This window comes from Streptomyces sp. NPDC048211 (genome assembly GCF_043202315.1).
Lineage (GTDB): Bacteria > Actinomycetota > Actinomycetes > Streptomycetales > Streptomycetaceae > Streptomyces.
The window spans coordinates 204,183-222,902 of the sequence record NZ_JBIDAD010000013.1; the positions used below are offsets into that span (position 1 = coordinate 204,183).

General features: G+C 70.7%; 18 protein-coding genes. 12 read left to right on the forward strand and 6 right to left on the reverse strand.

Annotated elements, in window-relative coordinates:
- Positions 1 to 19: 19 nt before the first annotated feature.
- The 3 genes from ACGFZA_RS35780 to ACGFZA_RS35790 all read right to left on the reverse strand — a co-directional run bounded on the left by ACGFZA_RS35780 (position 20) and on the right by ACGFZA_RS35790 (position 4,047).
- Positions 20 to 1,819: an alpha/beta hydrolase gene (locus ACGFZA_RS35780; protein ID WP_393684680.1), complete on the reverse strand. Its 1,800-nt coding sequence runs from the start codon at positions 1,817 to 1,819 to the stop codon at positions 20 to 22.
- A complete protein-coding gene (locus ACGFZA_RS35785; protein WP_393684682.1) occupies positions 1,816 to 2,190 on the reverse strand; it encodes a hypothetical protein in 375 nt (124 codons plus the stop codon). Before ACGFZA_RS35785 ends, ACGFZA_RS35780 begins: the two co-directional genes overlap by 4 nt.
- A 159-nt stretch (positions 2,191 to 2,349) precedes the next feature.
- Positions 2,350 to 4,047: a hypothetical protein gene (locus ACGFZA_RS35790; RefSeq protein WP_385286148.1), complete on the reverse strand. Its 1,698-nt coding sequence runs from the start codon at positions 4,045 to 4,047 to the stop codon at positions 2,350 to 2,352.
- A 402-nt stretch (positions 4,048 to 4,449) separates the two neighbouring features.
- On the opposite strand from ACGFZA_RS35790, the gene ACGFZA_RS35795 reads away from it, so the two are divergent.
- The gene (locus ACGFZA_RS35795; protein ID WP_393684684.1) at positions 4,450 to 5,619 is read left to right on the forward strand and encodes a low temperature requirement protein A; all 1,170 of its coding nucleotides are present in this window, start codon (positions 4,450 to 4,452) and stop codon (positions 5,617 to 5,619) included.
- A gap of 160 nt (positions 5,620 to 5,779) precedes the next feature.
- Here the strand turns inward: ACGFZA_RS35795 and ACGFZA_RS35800 are convergent, their stop codons facing one another.
- On the reverse strand, positions 5,780 to 6,958 hold the full coding sequence (locus ACGFZA_RS35800; RefSeq protein ID WP_393684732.1) for a hypothetical protein: 1,179 nt from the start codon (positions 6,956 to 6,958) through the stop codon (positions 5,780 to 5,782).
- A gap of 169 nt (positions 6,959 to 7,127) precedes the next feature.
- Here ACGFZA_RS35800 and ACGFZA_RS35805 point away from each other — a divergent pair, with 169 nt between their 5' ends.
- Both ACGFZA_RS35805 and ACGFZA_RS35810 read left to right on the forward strand, forming a co-directional pair.
- Entirely contained in the window at positions 7,128 to 8,402 is a 1,275-nt protein-coding gene (locus ACGFZA_RS35805) for a hypothetical protein (RefSeq protein WP_393684686.1), read from the forward strand.
- Positions 8,403 to 8,712: 310 nt separating this feature from the next.
- Positions 8,713 to 9,498 (forward strand): DUF4232 domain-containing protein, encoded by a 786-nt coding sequence (locus ACGFZA_RS35810; protein WP_393684688.1) that lies wholly within the window; start codon positions 8,713 to 8,715, stop codon positions 9,496 to 9,498.
- A 111-nt stretch (positions 9,499 to 9,609) separates the two neighbouring features.
- Here ACGFZA_RS35810 and ACGFZA_RS35815 read toward each other — a convergent pair whose 3' ends face one another.
- Both ACGFZA_RS35815 and ACGFZA_RS35820 read right to left on the reverse strand, forming a co-directional pair.
- The gene (locus ACGFZA_RS35815; RefSeq protein ID WP_385286140.1) at positions 9,610 to 10,026 is read right to left on the reverse strand and encodes a VOC family protein; all 417 of its coding nucleotides are present in this window, start codon (positions 10,024 to 10,026) and stop codon (positions 9,610 to 9,612) included.
- A gap of 111 nt (positions 10,027 to 10,137) precedes the next feature.
- Positions 10,138 to 10,530 (reverse strand): helix-turn-helix domain-containing protein, encoded by a 393-nt coding sequence (locus ACGFZA_RS35820; protein ID WP_385286138.1) that lies wholly within the window; start codon positions 10,528 to 10,530, stop codon positions 10,138 to 10,140.
- A 314-nt stretch (positions 10,531 to 10,844) separates the two neighbouring features.
- Here ACGFZA_RS35820 and ACGFZA_RS35825 point away from each other — a divergent pair, with 314 nt between their 5' ends.
- The 9 genes from ACGFZA_RS35825 to ACGFZA_RS35865 all read left to right on the forward strand — a co-directional run bounded on the left by ACGFZA_RS35825 (position 10,845) and on the right by ACGFZA_RS35865 (position 18,657).
- Positions 10,845 to 11,276, forward strand: a complete 432-nt coding sequence (locus tag ACGFZA_RS35825) for a hypothetical protein (RefSeq protein ID WP_393684691.1) — start codon at positions 10,845 to 10,847, stop codon at positions 11,274 to 11,276.
- 160 nt (positions 11,277 to 11,436) lie between these two features.
- Complete coding sequence (locus ACGFZA_RS35830) at positions 11,437 to 12,129, forward strand: DUF5701 family protein (RefSeq protein ID WP_393684693.1); 693 nt, start codon at positions 11,437 to 11,439, stop codon at positions 12,127 to 12,129.
- A 76-nt stretch (positions 12,130 to 12,205) separates the two neighbouring features.
- Positions 12,206 to 12,640 carry a DUF6892 domain-containing protein gene (locus tag ACGFZA_RS35835; RefSeq protein WP_393684695.1) on the forward strand — a complete coding sequence of 145 codons (435 nt, stop codon included), beginning with the start codon at positions 12,206 to 12,208 and terminating at the stop codon, positions 12,638 to 12,640.
- A gap of 81 nt (positions 12,641 to 12,721) precedes the next feature.
- Positions 12,722 to 13,309 carry a hypothetical protein gene (locus ACGFZA_RS35840; RefSeq protein WP_393684697.1) on the forward strand — a complete coding sequence of 196 codons (588 nt, stop codon included), beginning with the start codon at positions 12,722 to 12,724 and terminating at the stop codon, positions 13,307 to 13,309.
- 58 nt (positions 13,310 to 13,367) lie between these two features.
- Positions 13,368 to 14,072 (forward strand): DUF402 domain-containing protein, encoded by a 705-nt coding sequence (locus ACGFZA_RS35845; RefSeq protein ID WP_393684699.1) that lies wholly within the window; start codon positions 13,368 to 13,370, stop codon positions 14,070 to 14,072.
- Between the two features lie 315 nt (positions 14,073 to 14,387).
- On the forward strand, positions 14,388 to 14,696 hold the full coding sequence (locus ACGFZA_RS35850) for a hypothetical protein (protein WP_072489575.1): 309 nt from the start codon (positions 14,388 to 14,390) through the stop codon (positions 14,694 to 14,696).
- A gap of 184 nt (positions 14,697 to 14,880) precedes the next feature.
- Entirely contained in the window at positions 14,881 to 15,744 is an 864-nt protein-coding gene (locus tag ACGFZA_RS35855) for a hypothetical protein (RefSeq protein WP_393684701.1), read from the forward strand.
- Positions 15,734 to 17,110: a hypothetical protein gene (locus ACGFZA_RS35860; RefSeq protein WP_393684703.1), complete on the forward strand. Its 1,377-nt coding sequence runs from the start codon at positions 15,734 to 15,736 to the stop codon at positions 17,108 to 17,110. Before ACGFZA_RS35855 ends, ACGFZA_RS35860 begins: the two co-directional genes overlap by 11 nt.
- Entirely contained in the window at positions 17,107 to 18,657 is a 1,551-nt protein-coding gene (locus ACGFZA_RS35865; RefSeq protein WP_393684705.1) for an SCO6880 family protein, read from the forward strand. The genes ACGFZA_RS35860 and ACGFZA_RS35865 overlap by 4 nt, the downstream gene beginning before the upstream one ends.
- The last annotated feature ends 63 nt before the right edge of the window (positions 18,658 to 18,720 follow it).

Genomic DNA, 18,720 nt, shown 5'->3' on the forward strand with positions numbered 1-18,720 from the left:
CACCCCATTACGTGACCCCTCATCGGTACTCCTCGGCCTTGAGCCTTCGAGATTGCCCAGCCGCAACCAGAGCAATACTGTTGGCTGACGAAGCATCTCGATCCGGGTCGAAATACTGAGAGTGCGCATCGATAGAAAGGCCGTGACCGCTAACAAGTCTCGGCCCGCCATCCACAGGAAATCTCTTAGCACCAAATGCTTCGCTAGCAGGGTCCTTACCAAACCAAAGATCGTCGTCCTCCTGATCGGCAACCTCACCGAGCAGATAGGCACCTACAGGGCCTGCCGCAGCCCAGCCGGCGAGTCCGGCCGCGCTCTGCTGCTTCGATGGAAGTTTGGTCACAACGTCGTTCTCTGCCGCACCAACGAAGACATGACCCTTGCCCACGCCAAGTTCATCCGCACGATCAACCCCAACTCCCGGGCTACCCACAAGGACGATGTCGTCAACCCCGGGGATGCCTCCACCATGCTGCGTCGCGGCACCCACTGTTCGCGAACCATAAGAATGCCCGATTGCCGTCAAATGCGGATCCTCCTTCTCGCTCGTGGCAGCAATACCCCCCATGAAACTATGAAAGGCGACTCCACCCCTCTCGGCGCGCGCTTCACCCATCACGTCGAGACTTTCCAAACCATCTGGAGCTTGAGGCGCGTCATAACCAAGCCAGACAATTGACGCACTCGACGGATCATGTTGCTGCATTCCAATGGCGGTGTCACGGGCTCGCTTCAGGTCATTCTTCGCAAAATCCGCATCCAACGACGTATTCAACCCCGGCACATAAGCCGAAACATTCCGCGCCGTATCCGGATTCCCGTAAGAAACGATCGCCCGCCCGTTCCCTTCGTCACCGATGCCGAGCAAGTACATCGGCGGCTGCCGCCCCGCCTGCAACTGCCGGTCGATCTCCCGCAGCCCCGCCAACTGCGTCTCCGCCCGATCGCCCTCCAGCCCCTCCAACTTGCCGATCAGCAGACGCAGGTTGTCCCGGTTCGCCGTGTCGCGGATCAGGGCCGGGATGCCGTCCAGGTTGCCGATCAGGTCCGGGTACACCGCGAGGTACTCCTCGCGCTGTTCGTCCGTCAGGTTCGCCCACCACTCCCGCCGCGCCGCCGGACTCGCTTCGTACGGGATGCCCGATTTCAGGTACCCGCGTGCCGCGTCCCGGACCGCGGCCGCGTCCCCCGCCGCGTCCGTCCACGTCCGGTCCGGGACCGTCAGGCCCTCCTCGGCCTTCAGCTTTCGCAGGATCCCGGCGAACCGCCAGTCGATCTCGGCGGCCGTCCGCACGGCCTTCGCCACCCGGTCCGCGATGTCCTGCGCCTTGGCGGTGTTGGGGTTCGGGGCCACCAGTCCCGACGGCGGCAGCAGACCCGGCGCCGCCCCCACCGACGCGGTCCCGCCCGCCAACGGCTTCCCGTCGACCAGGCCCTCCCCCGCCTCCGGATAGGTCACCGAGCCGTCCGCGTGCACCGTGAACCTCAGCGCCTCCGCGTCGTCCAACGCCTCCCGCAGCGAACGCTGCTGGGCCTTCATCTCGTGCGCAAGGCTGTTCAGCGCCGTACGGACCAGGCCGCACTCCGTGTACACGTACTGAAGGTTCCGGCCCAGCCGCCGCAGCCTGCCCACCGCCGCGTCCGCCGCCGCGCCCTGCTCGGTCTCGCGCAAGCCGTTCAGCAGCTGCTTCTCGATCCGGTCCCGCCCGGCATCGGCCCGGTTGCTCGCCTTGCCCCAGCCGTCGGCCGCACCCTCCAGCTCGGCGCACTTCAGGTCCCGTAACTGCGCCCAGGTCAGCCGGGAGGTCCCCGCCGTCATCGCTCGACCCCACGCGTCCGCCTCGCCACGGGCGCGAAGGACGACTTCACGGTCTCGTTCGTCTCGCCCTGGGCCCGGGCAACGGCCCGCAGATTGCCGGCCAGGGCCCCGCACTCCCTGCGCGCGGTCTCGAAGCGCCGCTCCCAGGACTCGCGTACGGAACCCAGCTCGGCCAGCGCACTCAGGCCGGCGGTCCCCGCGAGCAGCCCTTCGTGCGCGGTGGCCAGCTCCGTCCTCACCGGCCCGAGGTGCGCTCCCATCCCCTCCGCACCCCCGGCCGCCTTCAGCCACGCCCCGTCGCTGTGCCTCAGCTGGTCCCCACCGGCGTGACCGCCCCCGCCACCCGCCAGGTCGCTCAGCCTCTGCTGCACACCACTCACCCCGTTCCTTGATCGTGGAGCGGCACTGTGCCAAACCCGGCAGCCGCGACACGCCGCCCCCGGAGCCCGGGGAGCGGCCCGGTGCCCCGCTCCCCGGGCCTCCCAACGCATCGCCGCCGGGCCGAGATCACCCGAACGGTGGACCGGGCGCTACGCCTCGTACGTCCTCGGGTCCGCCGTACCGAGCCGGCGCAACGCGTCGGCCGCACGGGTCTCGGGCGGGGTGCCGTCCTCCGGGATGTGCCACATGCGGTACTTCGGGTAGCCGTCCTCCCCCTCGTACCGCAGGCACAACGCCGTACGGTCCGGGTCCCGGAAGTCCGTGCCCGCCCAATCCAGCCGCATGTCCCAGCGGCCGAGCAGTTCCGGCCGGTCACGCAGCCCCGCGACCACCAGCCGGGCGACCTTGCGGGCCGGCCACGTCCACGCGTGGTCGTTCTCGGCACGGCTGATCTCGGCGTCGTACGCGCCCGCACCGAAGCGGAGTTCAGGGATGTCACGCAGGTACAGCGGGGAGGGCGGCGGTGTCGGGCAGCGCCAGTCGGACCAGATGACCTGGTCGCCGTCCCGCCGGATCGTGACGTACAGCGCACCGCAGCAGCCCTCGGTGCAGTACGCCTCCGCGAGCTGCACCTCCCGCGCCTCCTCCGTCGCCCGCAGCCGGCCGCTGTCCAGCAGCCACTCCGGGCTGTGCGCGACCCCTCGGCCGAACACCTCCTGCACCAGGGGGCGGCCGTCGATCAGCATGCGGACCTCGACCGTGCAGGGGTCGACCGGGTCGCGCACGACGATCTCCAGCTGCAGAACCCGCCTCACTGGGCCCACGGGGCCCACCGGGCCTACCGGGCCCACCGCTTCCGCACCAGTGCGGAACGGCCGCCCCGCCTGGCGCCGGGCCCACTGGAACCGCCGGCGCTCGGCCCTGTCCGCGCCCTCCCCCGGCTCGGCTTCCGGGGACACCACCGCGGACCACGCGGGCTGCCGCAGTACGGATTCCAGCTCCGCCAGCAACGCCTCGCGCCGGCCCGGGCCCCACTGGAGCAGCCGGCTCGGCCCACTGTGCAGGTCGGACGCGGCCGAGAGCAGCAGCCCGTAGTGGTCGAGGGTGGGCTCCAGCACTCCGGCGTACGACACGAACGCCTCGTACGACCTGACGGCCTCCGAGCAACTGAGGATCTCGGCACGGTCGTCGCACGGGTTCGTCGCGCGGAACAGCAGCCACCCGGTGCACGCGGCCAGTTCCGCCCGCGACGGCAGCACCTCCGCATCCGCCTCCCCTGCTTCCGGTTCCGGTTCCGGTTCCGGCCCGGGCCCCGGGAGCAGGATGTCGGCAGGCCGCACCGCCTCCGTGATCCTCCGCGCGGTCTCGGGCCGCACGATGGCGGGATCTCGCGGCACCACGGCCAGCACCCGGCGCACCGCAGCACCGTCCCCCGCTTCGACGGCAGCGGCCAGCTCCCGCAGCTCCGTCCCCTTCGCACGAAGCCCCAGCCACACCAGCGCCGCGGCCTGCCGGTCGATGGCGTCGAGCGCGTACACGGCCGGGCTGGTCAACTCAGCGAAAACGGACAGGGACTTGATGGAGGGCACGTCCTCCGGCTCTCCGAGCCGCGCCAGCAGGGCCAGACCGACGCAGACGGCCGCGGGGCTGCTCGCCGTACGCGTGAGGCACCGTCCGAGCGCACGCGCACGGGCCCGCGTCTCGTCCTCCAGCACCACGTCACGTACGGCGGAAGCAATCTGGCTGTTTCTCAGCGCGGGGTTCATCGCGGACAGACGCAGTTCGGCGTCCGTCGATGCCCGGGCCGTATCGGGTTCGGCGAGCAGCGTTCTCAGCAGCTCCGCCACCGCGGTCCGGGCCTCGCGCCAACTACGGCAGAACCGGGTTTTCGGCGCGGGAGGACCGGGCAGCGGATGTCCCCCTTCGGGGGGCGGCCCATCGGGCTCCGCGCGAGAAAGGCGCAGGGCGCAGGAGTACAGCGACGGCCGGGTAGTGAGCGCTCCGCGCTCGTCCGGGGCGCTCAACGGGCGGGGTGGTTCTCGATTCGTGTAGTCATGCGGCGGATTCTGACAGGACCCCCACCGTGACACCAGCGGATTCCCTCCCCGCCGCCCGCAAGCGGTGTCCCCAAGGGCGCGGCCGTCTGCCCCCGACCGGAACAGCGGGAAGAATGGGCCCCCATGAGCCATTCACCCCCGTCCCCTTCCTCCCCTTCCTCCCCTCCTTCTCCCGTCTCGTGGCGCCGGCCCATGGTCGCCCGCCTCGCCGACGAGGAGCACCGCACCGCGACCATGCTGGAGCTGTTCTTCGACCTCTGCTTCGTCACGGCCGTGGCCCAGGCGGCGACGGCGTTCGAGCACGAGCTCGCGGAAGGGCGGATCGCCCACGGCGTCCTCGGCTACGCGATGGTGTTCTTCGCGATCTGGTGGGCGTGGATGAACTTCACCTGGTTCGCCTCTGCCTACGACACCGACGACGTGCCCTACCGGCTGCTCACCCTCGTCCAGATCACCGGCGCCCTCGTCCTCGCCGCCGGGGCGTCGGAGGCGCTGCAACAGGAGGACTTCACGGTCATCACCTGGGGTTACGTGATCATGCGGCTCGCCATGGTCACGCAGTGGCTGCGCGCCGCCCGCTCCGACCCCGAGCGGCGCCCCACCTGTCTGCGCTATGCCGTGGGGATCTTCGTCGTACAGATCGGCTGGGTCGTACGCCTGGCACTCCCCGAAGACACCGGACTCGCCACCTTCGCCGTCCTCGTCCTGGCCGAGATCGCCGTCCCCGCCTGGGCGGAGCGCGCGGCCACCACCACCTGGCATCCGCACCACATCGCCGAGCGGTACGGCCTGTTCACCCTGATCGTGCTGGGCGAGTCCATCACCGCCGCCACCGGAGCGGTGCATGCCGCGCTCGACTCCGACGCGGCGCTCGCCGACCTCGCCGCTCTCGTCGTCGGGGGCATCCTGACCGTCTTCGCCCTGTGGTGGCTCTACTTCGCGCGGAGTGCGAGCGTGCACGACCGACTCACGACCCTGCGCATGGCGCTCCTGTGGGGATACGGCCACTACCTGGTCTTCGCCTCCGCGGCGGCCGTCGGCGCGGGTCTCGCCGTCAACGTGGCCCACGCCACCGGCCACGGCCACCTCTCCGACCGCGCGGCAGCGGCGGCCTACACCGTCCCGGTCGCCGTCTTCGTCACCCTCGTATGGGTACTGCACCACCGCGCCGGCGGGCTGCGCCGCGCGGCCGACGCGCTCCATCCGCTCGCGGTCATCGCCGTCCTGGCGGCGACCTTCGCGCCTTCCCCGGTCCTCGTCACGGGCATCATCACCGCACTCCTCATCGCCGCGACGCTGGTCCTCTCCGCACAGGGCGAAACCGCCGGAACCACCGACGCACCGGCGACGCAGGACTCCTGAACCCGGCCGACCCGAGCCGACACCCGACACCTGCCGCGCATGCCCTCGTGTCTACCTGCCCGCATGCCGGTGTGCCTGCATACCTGTGTGCCTGCATACCTGTGTGCCTGCATGCCTGGCCCGAGCGTCCGGCTCAGTGAGTACGACTAGTTCGGTGAGTTCAGCGAGTGGTCCGGGCCGCCGCCTGGCCCGGCAGGACGATGCCCTGTGCCTGGGCGGCCTTCCCCGGGCGCAGGGTCCACGGCACGGGGGAGGTCTCGGTCAGCCAGCCGTCGGCGAGGATCCCGCCCACGACGAGCCCGCGCAGCGAGCGCGAGAGCTTCTTCCAGCCCAGCCCCTTGCACAGCTGTCCGTACGACGGCCCGTGGCCGTGCTCCGCGCGGAAGGCCACGGTGAACGCGGCCGCCTCCCGGCCGCTCTCCGGGTGCGCGTCCCTCCACGTCTCGTGGTCGCCTGCCACCGGACGGGGCGCGGGAACGGGCGACGGCGAGGACATGAACGCCTTCGCGACCCGTCCGAAGGAGAGCCGGCACCACGCGCACTGCTCCACGGCCTCCACATGCCGCAGCAGCGCAGGACTGACGCCGGTCTTCCACTCGGCCCACTGAGCCGGCGTGATCTCCACGAGCTCGGCCGCGGCCGCCGCCTCACGCGCGGCCCTGCGCACCGCCTCCTCGGCCGCGAGTTCCGCGACCTCCTCCGGCGTACGGAACATGCCGGCGAGGTGCCGCACCGCCGTGCCGAGGCGGTACGTCCGCCCGGAGATCTCGGCCAGGAACCCCTTTTCGAGGAGGACGGGCACGGCCGCGTAGCAGGCGACGGGCAGGTCGTCGGGCGCCTCTCCGACGAGCTCGTCCGTGCAGTGGGCCGCCAGGAACAGCGCGGCAAGCCGGGCGGCCGGCGAGGCCTTCTTCACGGGCTTGGCGATCCGCGTGCGCATGGCCCATCCCGAGACCTTCGACCGGGTGCCCTTGCCCAGGGGCAGCACGTGATCGGGCCCCGGCGTCATCTCCGGCACGATGATCCCGGACGGCTTGTCCGGCTCCCCGTCCAGCAGCGAGCCGGGCACCTGCCACCCGGCGGCGCCCAGTTCGGCGACGGCCCGCTCCGGATCGTCCAGCCGGAGCGACCGCAGGTCGGTGCCCGTGAGGTTGCCGACCCCGGCCCGCGCTGCCCGGATCGCCACGACGACGGCGAGGAGCTGCGCATCGACGGAGGTCAGCGGCAGGCCGACCACGTACGAGAGGAGCTCACGCGCCGCCTCCCCCTGGCGCGGCGTCAGCAGAAAGGGCAGGGGCGCGGGGGGCGGAGGCTGCGCGGCAGCGGTCTCGGCCGACATGGCAGGCTTGGGCACATCACATCTAACGGTGATCAGACCGCAGAAGTCACGCGTGACGTGAACCACAGTCGCACCCGGTCGCGACGCCCTCCCCTCCCAGCCCCCACCCGGCCCGGCCGGTGAAGAAACACATTGCGCCCCCACCCGCGCTCGCCCATGATCTCCCGCGATGACAAACGAACTTGCGGGAGCGGCTGAGCTCCTGAACGCCGGGGACGTGCCCGGAACCGTACGGGCCCTGCGCCCCCTCGCCGACACGGCACCCCTCAAGGACCTGGCGAAGCTCGTGCACCGGCTCGCCACCGCCGTCGGCGTCGAGGACCTCGCCGGTGCGGCCAAGTCCCTGGCAAGGAAGACCGGCCGGCCGCAGGAGCTCTACGACTTCGGCTACGCCTGCGTGGAGCACGACCTCGGCTTCCTCGCCGTTCCCGCCCTGCGCGAGGCCCTGCGCCGGATGCCGGGTTCCCGGCCGGTGCGGGCCGAGCTGGTCTCCGCACTGGAGCGCGAGAACCGCAACGCGGAGGCGGTGACCGTACTCGCCGCGGCCGGCGACGAACTGCCCGCCTGGCCCGAGCGGTACCTGCTCGTCCACCACTCGCTCCTGGCCGGGGACCTCTCCGGGGCCCGGGACGCGTTCGACCTGCTGCCGGCGCCCGACGACGCGAAGTGGGAGTGGGCGCACGGCCGCGTCACCCACATGCTGCGCCGGGCCGAACGCGCCGCGCAGGCGGGCCCGCTCGACCGACGCGACCTGCGCGGCTGGCACCACGCCCTCACCGGCGGATACCTGGCCGTGCTCTCCCCGTACGGCTTCGAGTCCGCGATGACCGGCCGGTACGCGTACCTGGGGGACACCCTCGGCCTGTGCCGGCACGGCCTCGACCGGCTGGCACTCGTCCTGCGCACCACGGGCCGCGCACCCCGGTCCGTCTCCCTGCTGCCCGGCAGGAGCGACCGCATTCTCGGTCTCGCCGCAGCGCGGTTGCTGGGACTGCCCACCGAGCCGTACGACCCGCAGCGGACGGACACCCTCGTCGTCGCGTACGACATCAACGCGGTCGAACCGGACGTGGCCGTCACCCTGCGGCGACGCCCGGCCGGGCAGATCCTCTTCGAGCACGCGACGTGCTGGACGAACCCGCCGGTCGCGACCGCGGACGTGAGCACGTTCCTGGCGCAGACCGTGGTCGAACCCTGGGGCGCGACCATCCGGATGGGCGACAACGGGGCGGAGCAGTCCCCTCCGGACGCGCGCCCGGAGCAGGACATCGCCGCCGAGATCGTACGGGCGGACGGCACACCCGACGCCGGCGACGGCGAGACCCCGCCGGACGGCGACGAGGTGTTCGGCGCGTTCGTCTCCGCCACCTCGGCGGAGTGGGCCACAGCCCCGCGGGACCGCGTGGACGCCCCGGGACCGGTCCCGAGCTCCCGGTTCGCTTAGCGGGAGAACAGGACGGGGGCGTGACGGGGGCGGCGGGGCGTGACGGGCCGTAGCCGAGCACTTGGTGCACCTGACGGCGGACCGAGGCAGGGCAGGCCAGGGCAGGACGGGGCCGGTCGGGCGGGGGTCGCAGGCCGATCCGGGCGCGTCAGCGGGACGACAAGCGGGCGTTAGCAGAACATGAGCGGCGGGCGGGAAGCTTAAGAAGTCAGCAGGTCAGGAGGGGGAGCGGTTCGCCGCTGGTTCCGGGCCTCGGCAGCACCGCAGCACTCGACCGCCACACTCGCCGCCACACACTCGGGGAATTCACATGCGTACGATCCGCACCCGCAAGCGCACCGCCACCATCGGCGCCGCAGTCACCGCCGTACTCGCCCTGGCCCTCACCGCCTGTGGTGGAGACGGCAGCGGCACGAAGTCCGCCGGCCCGGCGGACAACTCCGCGAAGACCGCCGCATCGGCGGACGCCTCGCAGCCCGCAGGCTCCGCGGGGAACACGGACACCGCGACGACCGGCGGCTCGACGAAGACGGTCACGTCCCACAAGGGCACGGACACGGGCGCTTCCACGGGTGGTTCCGCCACGACCGGCTCGACCGGCTCGACCGCCGGCGGAAACACCAGCGACAGCTACGCCTACAAGCACCCGTGCCAGAGCGAGGACCTGTCGGTGCGGGTGTACGCCCGCGAGGGCTCGGCCACCCAGCAGGTGATCGAGGTCAACAACACGGGCGCGAACGCCTGTGGCCTGAGCTACTTCCCGCGGGTCAGCCTGGGCAGCGCGAGCGCCAAGGACCACAGCGGCGACATCCTGCCGCTGGTCCCCGGCGGTCTCGGCGGCGCCCCCGCCTACCCGGTCAAGCCGAAGAACGCCGCCATCGCGGTGATCGACCTCAACCCGAGCGGTGCGAGTGGCGCCCTGACCTGGATCAACGAGCTGAACGTGCTGGCCGACGGCGACCACATGCCCAACGCGGAGCAGCTCAACTTCCCGCTCGGCCCCGACGTGAAGGTCCTCGACCCGAAGCTGGGCCTGTACCGCAGCACGATCGCCGACGCGGTGAGCTCCATGGAGCAGGCGGACTCGAAGTCCTGAGTCCGGACCGGCAGACGGCCCGGCGAGCAACTCGGGATCCGGCGCGCGAACGGCACATCAGCCCGGCAGGCGACCACAACGGCGCGCCTGCCGGGCTGATGTGCCGTTCCGTCAGCCGATCTGCTTCGGCTGCGTGAACCGGAGACGGTTGCCGAACGGGTCGCGGAGCCCGCAGTCCGTACCGTACGGACGCTCGGTGGGCGCCTCGGTGAACTCGACGCCCCGGGCGAGCAGCGTCTCGTACGTCTTGCGGCAGTCCTCCGTGGTGAGGATGAGCCAGCCGCCCATCGCCCCCTTTGTCACCAGGTCGCGGACCTGCGCCGCCGTCTCCTCGGACATCGCCGGGGAGCCCGGCTTCTCCAGGAGGATCTGGCGTTCCGGATGCCCGGGGACGCTGACGGCCAGCCAGCGCATGAACCCGAGGTCGGTGTCGGCGGCCACCTCCAGCCCGAGCTTGCCGACGTAGAAGTCGAGGGCCTCGTCCTGGTCGAGGACGTACATCTGCGAGTGCGTGATTGCGTTGAACATGACGTTCACGCTACGGCGCCGCCCGCGCGAAAACTTATCCAGAACTGCTCAGTCGGAGCCGGGCGGCCCGCAATGCCGCACGGGGCGCACGGGGCGCACGGGGGCCGATGCTCAGCCGCTCGGCCGCGTCCACGCCATGGTGAAGCAGGTCGGAATCCCGGTGGCCACCGCTTCCCTGCGGTACGTCCTCGGGGACCGGCCGACGATCTCGCGGAACGTCCGGCTGAACGTGCCCGTGCTGCCGAAGCCGACCTCGAACGTGATGTCCGTGACGCTGCGGTCGGTCTCCCGCAGCAGGAACATCGCGCGCTCGACCCGGCGCCGCTGCAGATAGCGGTGGGGCGTCTCGCCGAACGTGGCCCGGAACGTACGCGAGAAGTGCGCCTCGGACACATGGGCGAGCCGGGCAAGGGCCGCCACGTCGAGGGGCTGGGCGTACGCGCGGTCCATCGCGTCCCTGGCCCGCAGCATGCGGCGGTTGGACTCCTCCGAGGCGCGACTCACCCGTTCCTCTCGTCCTGCGTGCGTGTCCGGTCGTCCTGCGTGTGACTCCGGCCCAAGGTTCCTGCGTCCGACGCCGCTCTCACGTCCACGGCAGGTCGGACCACCGACAGTACGGCTTGGCGACGCCCTCCACCCGGAACACCTCGGGGGCGGGGGCGGGAGCGGGGATCTCCGGCGCGGTGTCCCGCCGGCCCCGAGCCTTGAGCACCCGCCGCACCCGTCACCTCCGCCGCACCCGCTGTACCCAGCCGCACCCGTCGCCTCCGCCGCACCCGTCACTCGTACGCGGCGGAGCCCGGCGGTACCGTCCGTCCATGTCCCTGAGCCACCTCACCCTCTCGCCGCGCCGCGGCATCGCCCTCGCCGAATTACGGCTCCGCTCGACGTACGCCGGTCTCATCGCCGGCGCCCCGACGAAGCAGGTCAACGAGCGGATCATCGCCCATCTCCTGCGCACCGCCGAAAAGGCCTACCCCGGCTGGCCCGTGCATCTGATACCTCCCGAAGTCACCGCGCGGGGCGGGACCACCCGCCGCGACGAACCGATCGAGGATCTGCCCGCCGTGGCCTGCATCGGTGCGTTCGACTCGTCCGAGATCGACCCCGCTCACGACTCGGGCTGGTACTTCTCCGCGCTCGTCGTCGTCTGGTTCCAGGCCACGGCGGACCCTCCGACGAACGACAACGCCCCCGCGGCCCTGCGCAGCCTGCCGTGGGAGGAACTGGCCCGGGACTTCGAGGACTGAGAACCGTCACGCGGCCGCCCGGGGCGAAAGCGGGAGCAGTTGCTCACCCGGCCGTCGGCCACGAGGGCCGGAAAGGTGAGCGGAACGTTCCGCCAGGACGCCCTCGTTAGGCCTGCGGTCGTCCACCTCACCCCTTGACCGCCGGAGGAGCACCCGCGCCATGCCCGAACCCACTCCCGTCACCACCGCCGCCCTCCCCGCACTTCCGTCCCTGAGCGCGCAGGCCGAGACTCTGATCGGGCTCGGGCTGCCCGAGATCGCCGGCCTGTCGGCCACCCAGATCCGCGACTTCGCCGAAGCAGCCGAGAACGACACTGCCCGCGGTGACGGCGGCGACGGCGGTCTGCTCGCCATCCACCCGGACCGGGCCCCCGCATCCGTCCTCGCCCCGCTGCTCCGCCGGGCGGAGAAGCCGGGATTCGTCGTCGTCGACATGCCCGACGTCGACCTCTTCACCCCGCTGGACACGATCGCGGTGCCCGAGGGGCCGCTGTACGTCCTCAGCAGCGTCGATCGCGGCGACCACATGGCCAACTGGAGCCCGGACGAGGCGCTGCCCGCGCTCACCGCGCAGGACCGCACCCCGCTACTGCTCACGGAGGGCATGCACTGGGTGCTGCAGCAGCCCGCCGCCCTGGAGCGCTCCCACTGCTTCATGACCATCGGTTCCCGGCTGCGCAAGGCCAACGGCGCCCTGGACGCCCGCACGCCGGCGTTGTGGATCAGCAACGGCACGGGACGCGACGGCCGGGAGCGGCGCAACGCCCCGAAGGCCGGCTGGTGCTGGGCGGGCAACCGGCACACCTGGCTGGGCTTCGGCTCCACGACAGGCCGCCGCCCCATGGGCGCGTAGAGGGCGGCGCCCACTCCGTCCCGCTGTCACACCCTCTCGCCGTCCCGCTGTCACACCCTCTCGCTACGCTTCTCGCATGGCTGCGTTCCGGGACTTCAATCTCAAGCTGCTCGTCATCGAAAAGCTCATGTACGAGGACGAGACCCTCACTCCGGTATTCCGCATCGCGGACTGCCTCAAGGCGAAGGGGATCGACGACCCGCAGGACTACGCCTACGCGAACGACCTCGCCCACACCGTTCTCGCCGAGGCCCGCGCCCACTTCGAAGCTCTGGACATCAGCCCGGAGCTGCTCGCGACGGTCGAGACTCTCGACCTCGACGGCGGGCTCCAGGTGTACCAGGAGTGCTCCCCGGTCTGGGACGGCGAGGACGACCTCTACGACGTGGAGTCGCTCGACGACCTCGACCTCCTGCCGAACCTGCGACTGATCACCGGTGTCGAAGACTGCGGAATCGGCGCTTCGTTCGACACCGAGGTCCTTGCCGCCCGGGGCATCGCCATCGCCTGATCCGGCTGACCGCCGCGATCGGGCACTCAGCTGCGTACACCTGCTGATGCCACGCGCGGCTCGACACCGGACACTCATGTCATGTCCCTCTCCACACAGCTCAGTCGTGCAGCCGCGGCAGCCGCCCTCCTCGCGCTCACCGCGACCGCGTGCGGCACCGAACACGCCGGTCAGCCGCAAGCCCGTTCGGCCTTTCCGACTCCCTCGTTCACCCCCCGGCCGAAGTGCGCCCAGCCCACCGGGACACCGCCGGCTCCGCCGTCCTCCTCCTCGCCCACGTCGAGCACGCCCGAACCTCCGCAGCAGGGGAACAGCGGGGACCGGCCGCCCAACTACGCCGACAACCACGCCTACCGCATGTCGGCCGAGCTCAGCCCGGCCAAGCGCGCCAAGGGCGAGGCCTCGGCCGCGCTCATCGAGTCCGAGCTGGAGAGGGCCCGGAGGGAGGGCGACGTCAGCGAGAAGCGGATCACGAAGGCGCTCGGGAACCTCGGCTGCGGAAAGCAGCACGGCGTCTACCTCTGGAACGGCTTCTACAGCGTCCACACGGGGGACGTCTGCGTCTCCGGATACGTGACGGAGAAGGAGCTGACCATGCGGGTGCACGGCGCCTACGCCGAACCCCAGCCGGGAACGGGGCCGTGCGTGGAGAACCGGGGAGGCCACTGAGCCCGGCCGGACAGACGGACACGTGTCCCGAGGCCCTACCGCGGGCATGATCAATCGCATGAAAGTGGGCAAGCGGGACGACGCGAACAACGGCACCACAGGAGCCGATCCGAGCATCGGCACGAGCACCGGCGGGAGCCCGGAGCCGGGCCGGATCCTGCGCTGGAACTTCTTCATAGGCGGCCATCTGAGCGCCTCCGTACCCGTACGGCTCGTCGAAAGCACGCCCGAGGGCCAGCTCGTCTGGATGGAGACGGGTACTCCGATGTGGCGCACCGCCCTGCCACGCGGCGCCACCCACCTGCGCGACATCGCCCCGCAGGAGCGCCCGGCGGCCGGTTACCCCGTGGTCGCCGGCCGGTGGCCGATGGGCAACGCACTCTTCTACCAGCCGACCGGCGCCGCACACTCCGTCCTGTGGCTCTTCGGCCGCAGACAGAAGTTCCGCGGCTGGTACGTCAATCTGGAGCGCCGCGTCCACCACGGCGACGACATCGACATCGCGGACCACGAGCTCGACATCAACGTGGCGCCGGACCGGACCTGGCAGTGGAAGGACGAGGAGTCCTTCGCCGAGAAGACCGGCCATCCCGCGTACTGGACCGCCGAGGAGGCCGCGGCCATCAGGACCGAGGGCGACAGGGTGGCCCGGCTCGCCGAGGCCGGAACCTTTCCCTTTGACGGGTCCTGGTGCGATTTCCGGCCGCCCCCGGCCTGGCGGACCCCGCCCCGGCCACCGGTCCCCCGCCACCCGCTCCTCTGACCGACGGCCGCTCCGACCTCCTCACACCGCCCCCGATGGGTGCGGATCGGCGCCTGTCTCAGCTCTCGGCCAGGGTGGCGCGATGGCGATCATTGCCCGGCGTCACCCTCCGTGATACACAGAGTAATCAGACGCAAATCGCCCACACATCGATTCGATCCGCAGGTCAGGGCGGTCAGACCGGTCATATGTGCGAGATCCGGGTAAAGAGAGCCGTCAAGTCGTCGTACGAGAGCAGTTTCATCAGCGAAGATAGAGGGTGACCCGTGCCATGCGGCACGGGCTCCGAACTACCCAACAGGGGCGGTGACTTACATGATCCTGGCAGCTGAGAAGGGCGACATCACCACCATCATCGGCGGAATCGCCCCGAACTGGGGGCCGTTCGGGACCTTGGGCAACGAGGCCCGCGTAATGATCGAGGTCGTGATGGCGATCGCCATCCTGCTCTGCCTCGGCATCGCGGTCTGGGGCGCGGCGAAACAGCGCATCGGCGCGACCGCGCTGCGCGACACGTTCAGCGCCGAGCAGGGCAAGGGACTGATCGTCGCAGGCCTGACCGGTGTGTTCATCATCGGATCGCTGGGAACCGTGTTCACCATCGTCTACGGGATGGCCGTCTAACCAGCCGTCAGCCCGCACCGAAGGGGCAGTCCCGCCCCAGCCCTCACCATCCGTCCGTCGTGCCCACCGGCAGAGGTTGCGTCTCCCTGATGTCGACTCACCACACCGCGTCCACGCGGAAACCAGCACGACTACCGTCGTACCACGACACGGTTCAGGCAACGGTTGAGGGGGCGTACGCGGCATGAGTCACGACGACGGCTACGGCAACGACTCGGGGCGTACGGGCGACGGCTACAGCACCCTCGGCGGCACCCGCCAGACCCGCACCCGCCTCCCCGACGGCGAGGGCGGCGACGGCTACGGCCCCCGCCGCCCGGCCCGCAACTCACGCTCACTGGTCACGGTCGTCGGCGTCATCGTCCTGCTGCTCGCAGCCATCGCGTTCGCCAACATGGGCGGGGGCGGCGGGAACGGCGGGGACGGCGCGTCGGGGAGCGAGGGCAAGAAGGCGGGCGCGGAACCGACGGCGGCTACGGGGACGAAGCCCGTGACGGGGAAGAACGGTGAGATTCCGTCAGGGTTCGCTCATGACGCGCAGGGGGCACAGAGCGCGGCGTCCAACTTCGCAGTAGCGCTCGGCTCTGCCGGCATGTTCAACCAAGCGTCCCGCCAGACGATCGTGCAGACCACGCACGACCCGTCAGTCGTCGACAAGCTGGTCGCTGATCTGAACACGGCCTACTCCCCGGGATTCCTCAAGAACGTCGGCCTGAATGAGGACGGCAGCGCACCAGCCGGGCTGACTTTCGTCTCCCGCACAGTTCCGGTGGGCACCAAAGTGGTCGACTCCAACGGGGACACAGCAACCGTTGAGGTCTGGTGCACCGGCCTCGTCGGCATGGCCGGGCAAGGGTCCACCAAGCCCGTGACCGAGACCTGGTTCACGATCTCGGAGAAGCTGAAGTGGAGTGGCAACGACTGGAAGATCGAGTCGTCCAGCCAGACAGAAGGACCTACCCCTGTCAGCGGTGACAATCGGGCTTCGTCCGCCGATGAGATCGCCGGCGCGGTCGAGGGATATGGAGGCTTCGTCTATGCCCGCTAACCGTCGCCCCGGCGCACGCATCCTGACTACCCTGGGCAGCCTGCCCGCCCTGGTGATCCTGCTGGCCTCGCAAGCCGCGGCTGCCCCGTCGCCCTCGCCGTCTCCCTCGCCCACCAAGGCTGACGAGGCATGCGATCTGATCGTGGGCCTCGCCAAGGACTACTGCGAAGGCGACTTCTCTCCGAGCTCCAACACCCCCGACGGCGCCGACTCCGCCCTGGACCCCCTCACCTCCCTCGGTCGCGGCTGTGCCGACGCCGCGGCGTGGATCGTGGGCAAGCTCAGCGAGGCCGTCAAAAGCACCGCCAACGTCGACTTCACCAACACCCGCTTCCTCCAGCAGTACGCGATCGTCTTCGCCGCCTCCACCGTGCTGACGCTCGTCCTGTGGCTGCTCGCCGTGGCCAAGCGGGCGATCCGCGGCGTGCCGCTGACCACCGCAATCTCCGAGGCCATCGGGTTCCTCTGGCTCACCGTGCTCGCATCGGCCTTCACACCGCTGATCCTCTACACGATCGTCTCCGCCACCGACGGCGTCACCGAAGTCATCTCCTCGTCCTCCGGCGGGCAGACGGACGTCTTCTTCGGGTCGTTCGCCGAGGCTCTGAAGAAGGACTCCGACATCGGCGGCGGACCGATCATGCTGATCGTCGTCTCGCTCGTGTCCATCCTCGCCGCGGGCATCCTCTGGCTGGAGCTCGTGATCCGCGCCGCCCTGCTCTACGTCGGCGCCCTCCTCGGAACCGCCGTGTACGCGGGGCTCGTCGACAAGAACATGTGGGGGCACGTCCGCCGCTGGGCGGGCATCATGATCGCCGTGATCATGGTGAAGCCGGTCATCGTCATCGTGCTCGGGCTGGCCGGCGCCCTGTCGTCGGACGACGGGCCCGACGCGTTCTCGGCGGTGGTCTCCGGGCTCGCCATCATCCTCCTGGCGATCTTCGCGTCCGGCATGATCTACCGCTTCGTCCCCGGCTTCGGCGACGAGATCCAGGGTGCCCGTACCAACCGCAAGCAGGCCACCGACGGCTCCCAGGCGGCCGCGATGATCAGCTCGCCCGCCGCACTCGTCTCGCAGGGCATCAAGACTCACAGCAGCCGCGGCGGCGGCCAGGACGGCGGCGGCAACAGCGGCGGCGGACGGCCCGCCAATCCGGTCAGCGGCGGAGTCGCCGCACACAGCTCCCGCAACTCCGGGAGCGGGGTCGGCGGCGGATCTGTCCCCTCCGCCGCACCTCCGCCCCGCAGCGGTTCGGGCCCCACGTCCGGCACCCCGCACGGCAGCCGGAGCTCACGCGGTGGATCGGGCCGATCCGGCGGATCAGGCAGTTCAGGTAACAAGAGCACAGGAGGTGGCGGGCGTTGAGCACGCAGTCCCATCCGATCGCGCCCCGCCGTACGTATCTCATCGGCCGCGCCCGGCCGAACGCGATCGTCGGCAAGAACCGCGAGACGGGCGAGATCGCCCTGATCATCGGCGGCGCGTTCCTCGGCATGATGAGCGGGCTGCTCGTCCCGGTCCTCTCCCTGCGGATCGTGCTGCTCACCGGCTTTCCCCTGCTCGCCCTGGCGATCGTCTACGTCCCGTACAAGCACCGGACCTTCTACAAATGGTTCGAGATCAACCGCAGCTTCAAGCGCTCCCTGCGCCGCGGCACGTCCTACCGCTCCGCCGCCATGGAGGCGGGCGTCAGCGCCGACGGGCGTGAGGTCGAGATCGGGCCGCCCCCCGGCATCGGCCGGATCAACTGGCTGGCCGCCCCCTTCGGGCCGGACGAGATCGCCGTACTGCTGCACGCCGACCGCCGCACCGTCACCGCCGCCATCGAGATCGAGGGTCCCGGGGTCGGGCTGCGCGACAGCGAGGACCAGGAAGCACTCGTCGACCGCTTCGGCACCCTGCTCAAGCACGTCGCCAACGGCGACGGCTTCGTGACCCGTATCCAGATGCTGGCCCGCACCCTTCCCGCCGACCCCGACGCCCACGCCAAGGATGTCGCCCAGCGCGGCGACAAGGGCTCCCCCGGCTGGCTGCAGGAGTCGTACGAGCAGCTCCAGTCCATGGTCTCCACCTCCAGCGAGCAGCACCGGGCCTACCTCGTCGCCTGCATGCACTTCACCCGCGAGCTCGCCGCCGAGGCTCACGCCATGGCCCGCGCCGCCCGCCCGCACGCCGGACGCAAGATCGACCGGGACGCCGGTCTCGCCGTCGTCATGGCCCGCGAGCTCACCGACATCTGCGCCCGCCTCGCCGAGGCCGACATCCGGGTCCGCCAGCCGCTCGGCCAGAGCCGGCTCGCCTCCCTCGTGCACTCGATGTACGACCCCGACCACCCCATCGACCACATCCAGGCCATGACGAAGCGCAACGCATGGCCGGCCGAACTGGACGCGGTCGAGCCGACGTTCCTCCAGGCCAAGACGCGTGAGTCGTCGACCCGCGCACCCTGGTGCCACTCCACTGCCTGGGTGAAGGAGTGGCCGATGACGCCCGTCGGCGTCAACTTCCTCGCCCCGCTCCTCGTCCACACGCCCGATGTGATCCGTACGGTCGCGGTCACCATGGACCTCGAACCCACCGAGATCGCCATCGAGCGGATGCTCACCGAGAAGACCAACGACGAGGCCGAGGCCAGCCGCCAGGCCAAGATGAACCGCACCGTCGACCCGCGCGACATCGCCGCCCACGGCCGGCTCGACCAGCGGGGTGAAGATCTCGCGAGCGGCGCGGCCGGGGTGAACCTCGTGGGGTACATCACCGTGTCATCGCGCTCGCCCGAGTCCCTGGCCCGCGACAAGCGGACGATCCGGGCCTCCGCGGGCAAGTCGTATCTGAAGCTGGAGTGGTGCGACCGCGAGCACCACCGTGCCTTCGTCAACACCTTGCCGTTCGCCACCGGTATCCGCCGCTAGCCCACCGGCCCACCAGCCCGCGACACCGCGAAACCGAAACACCGAAACACCGAGACCGACACC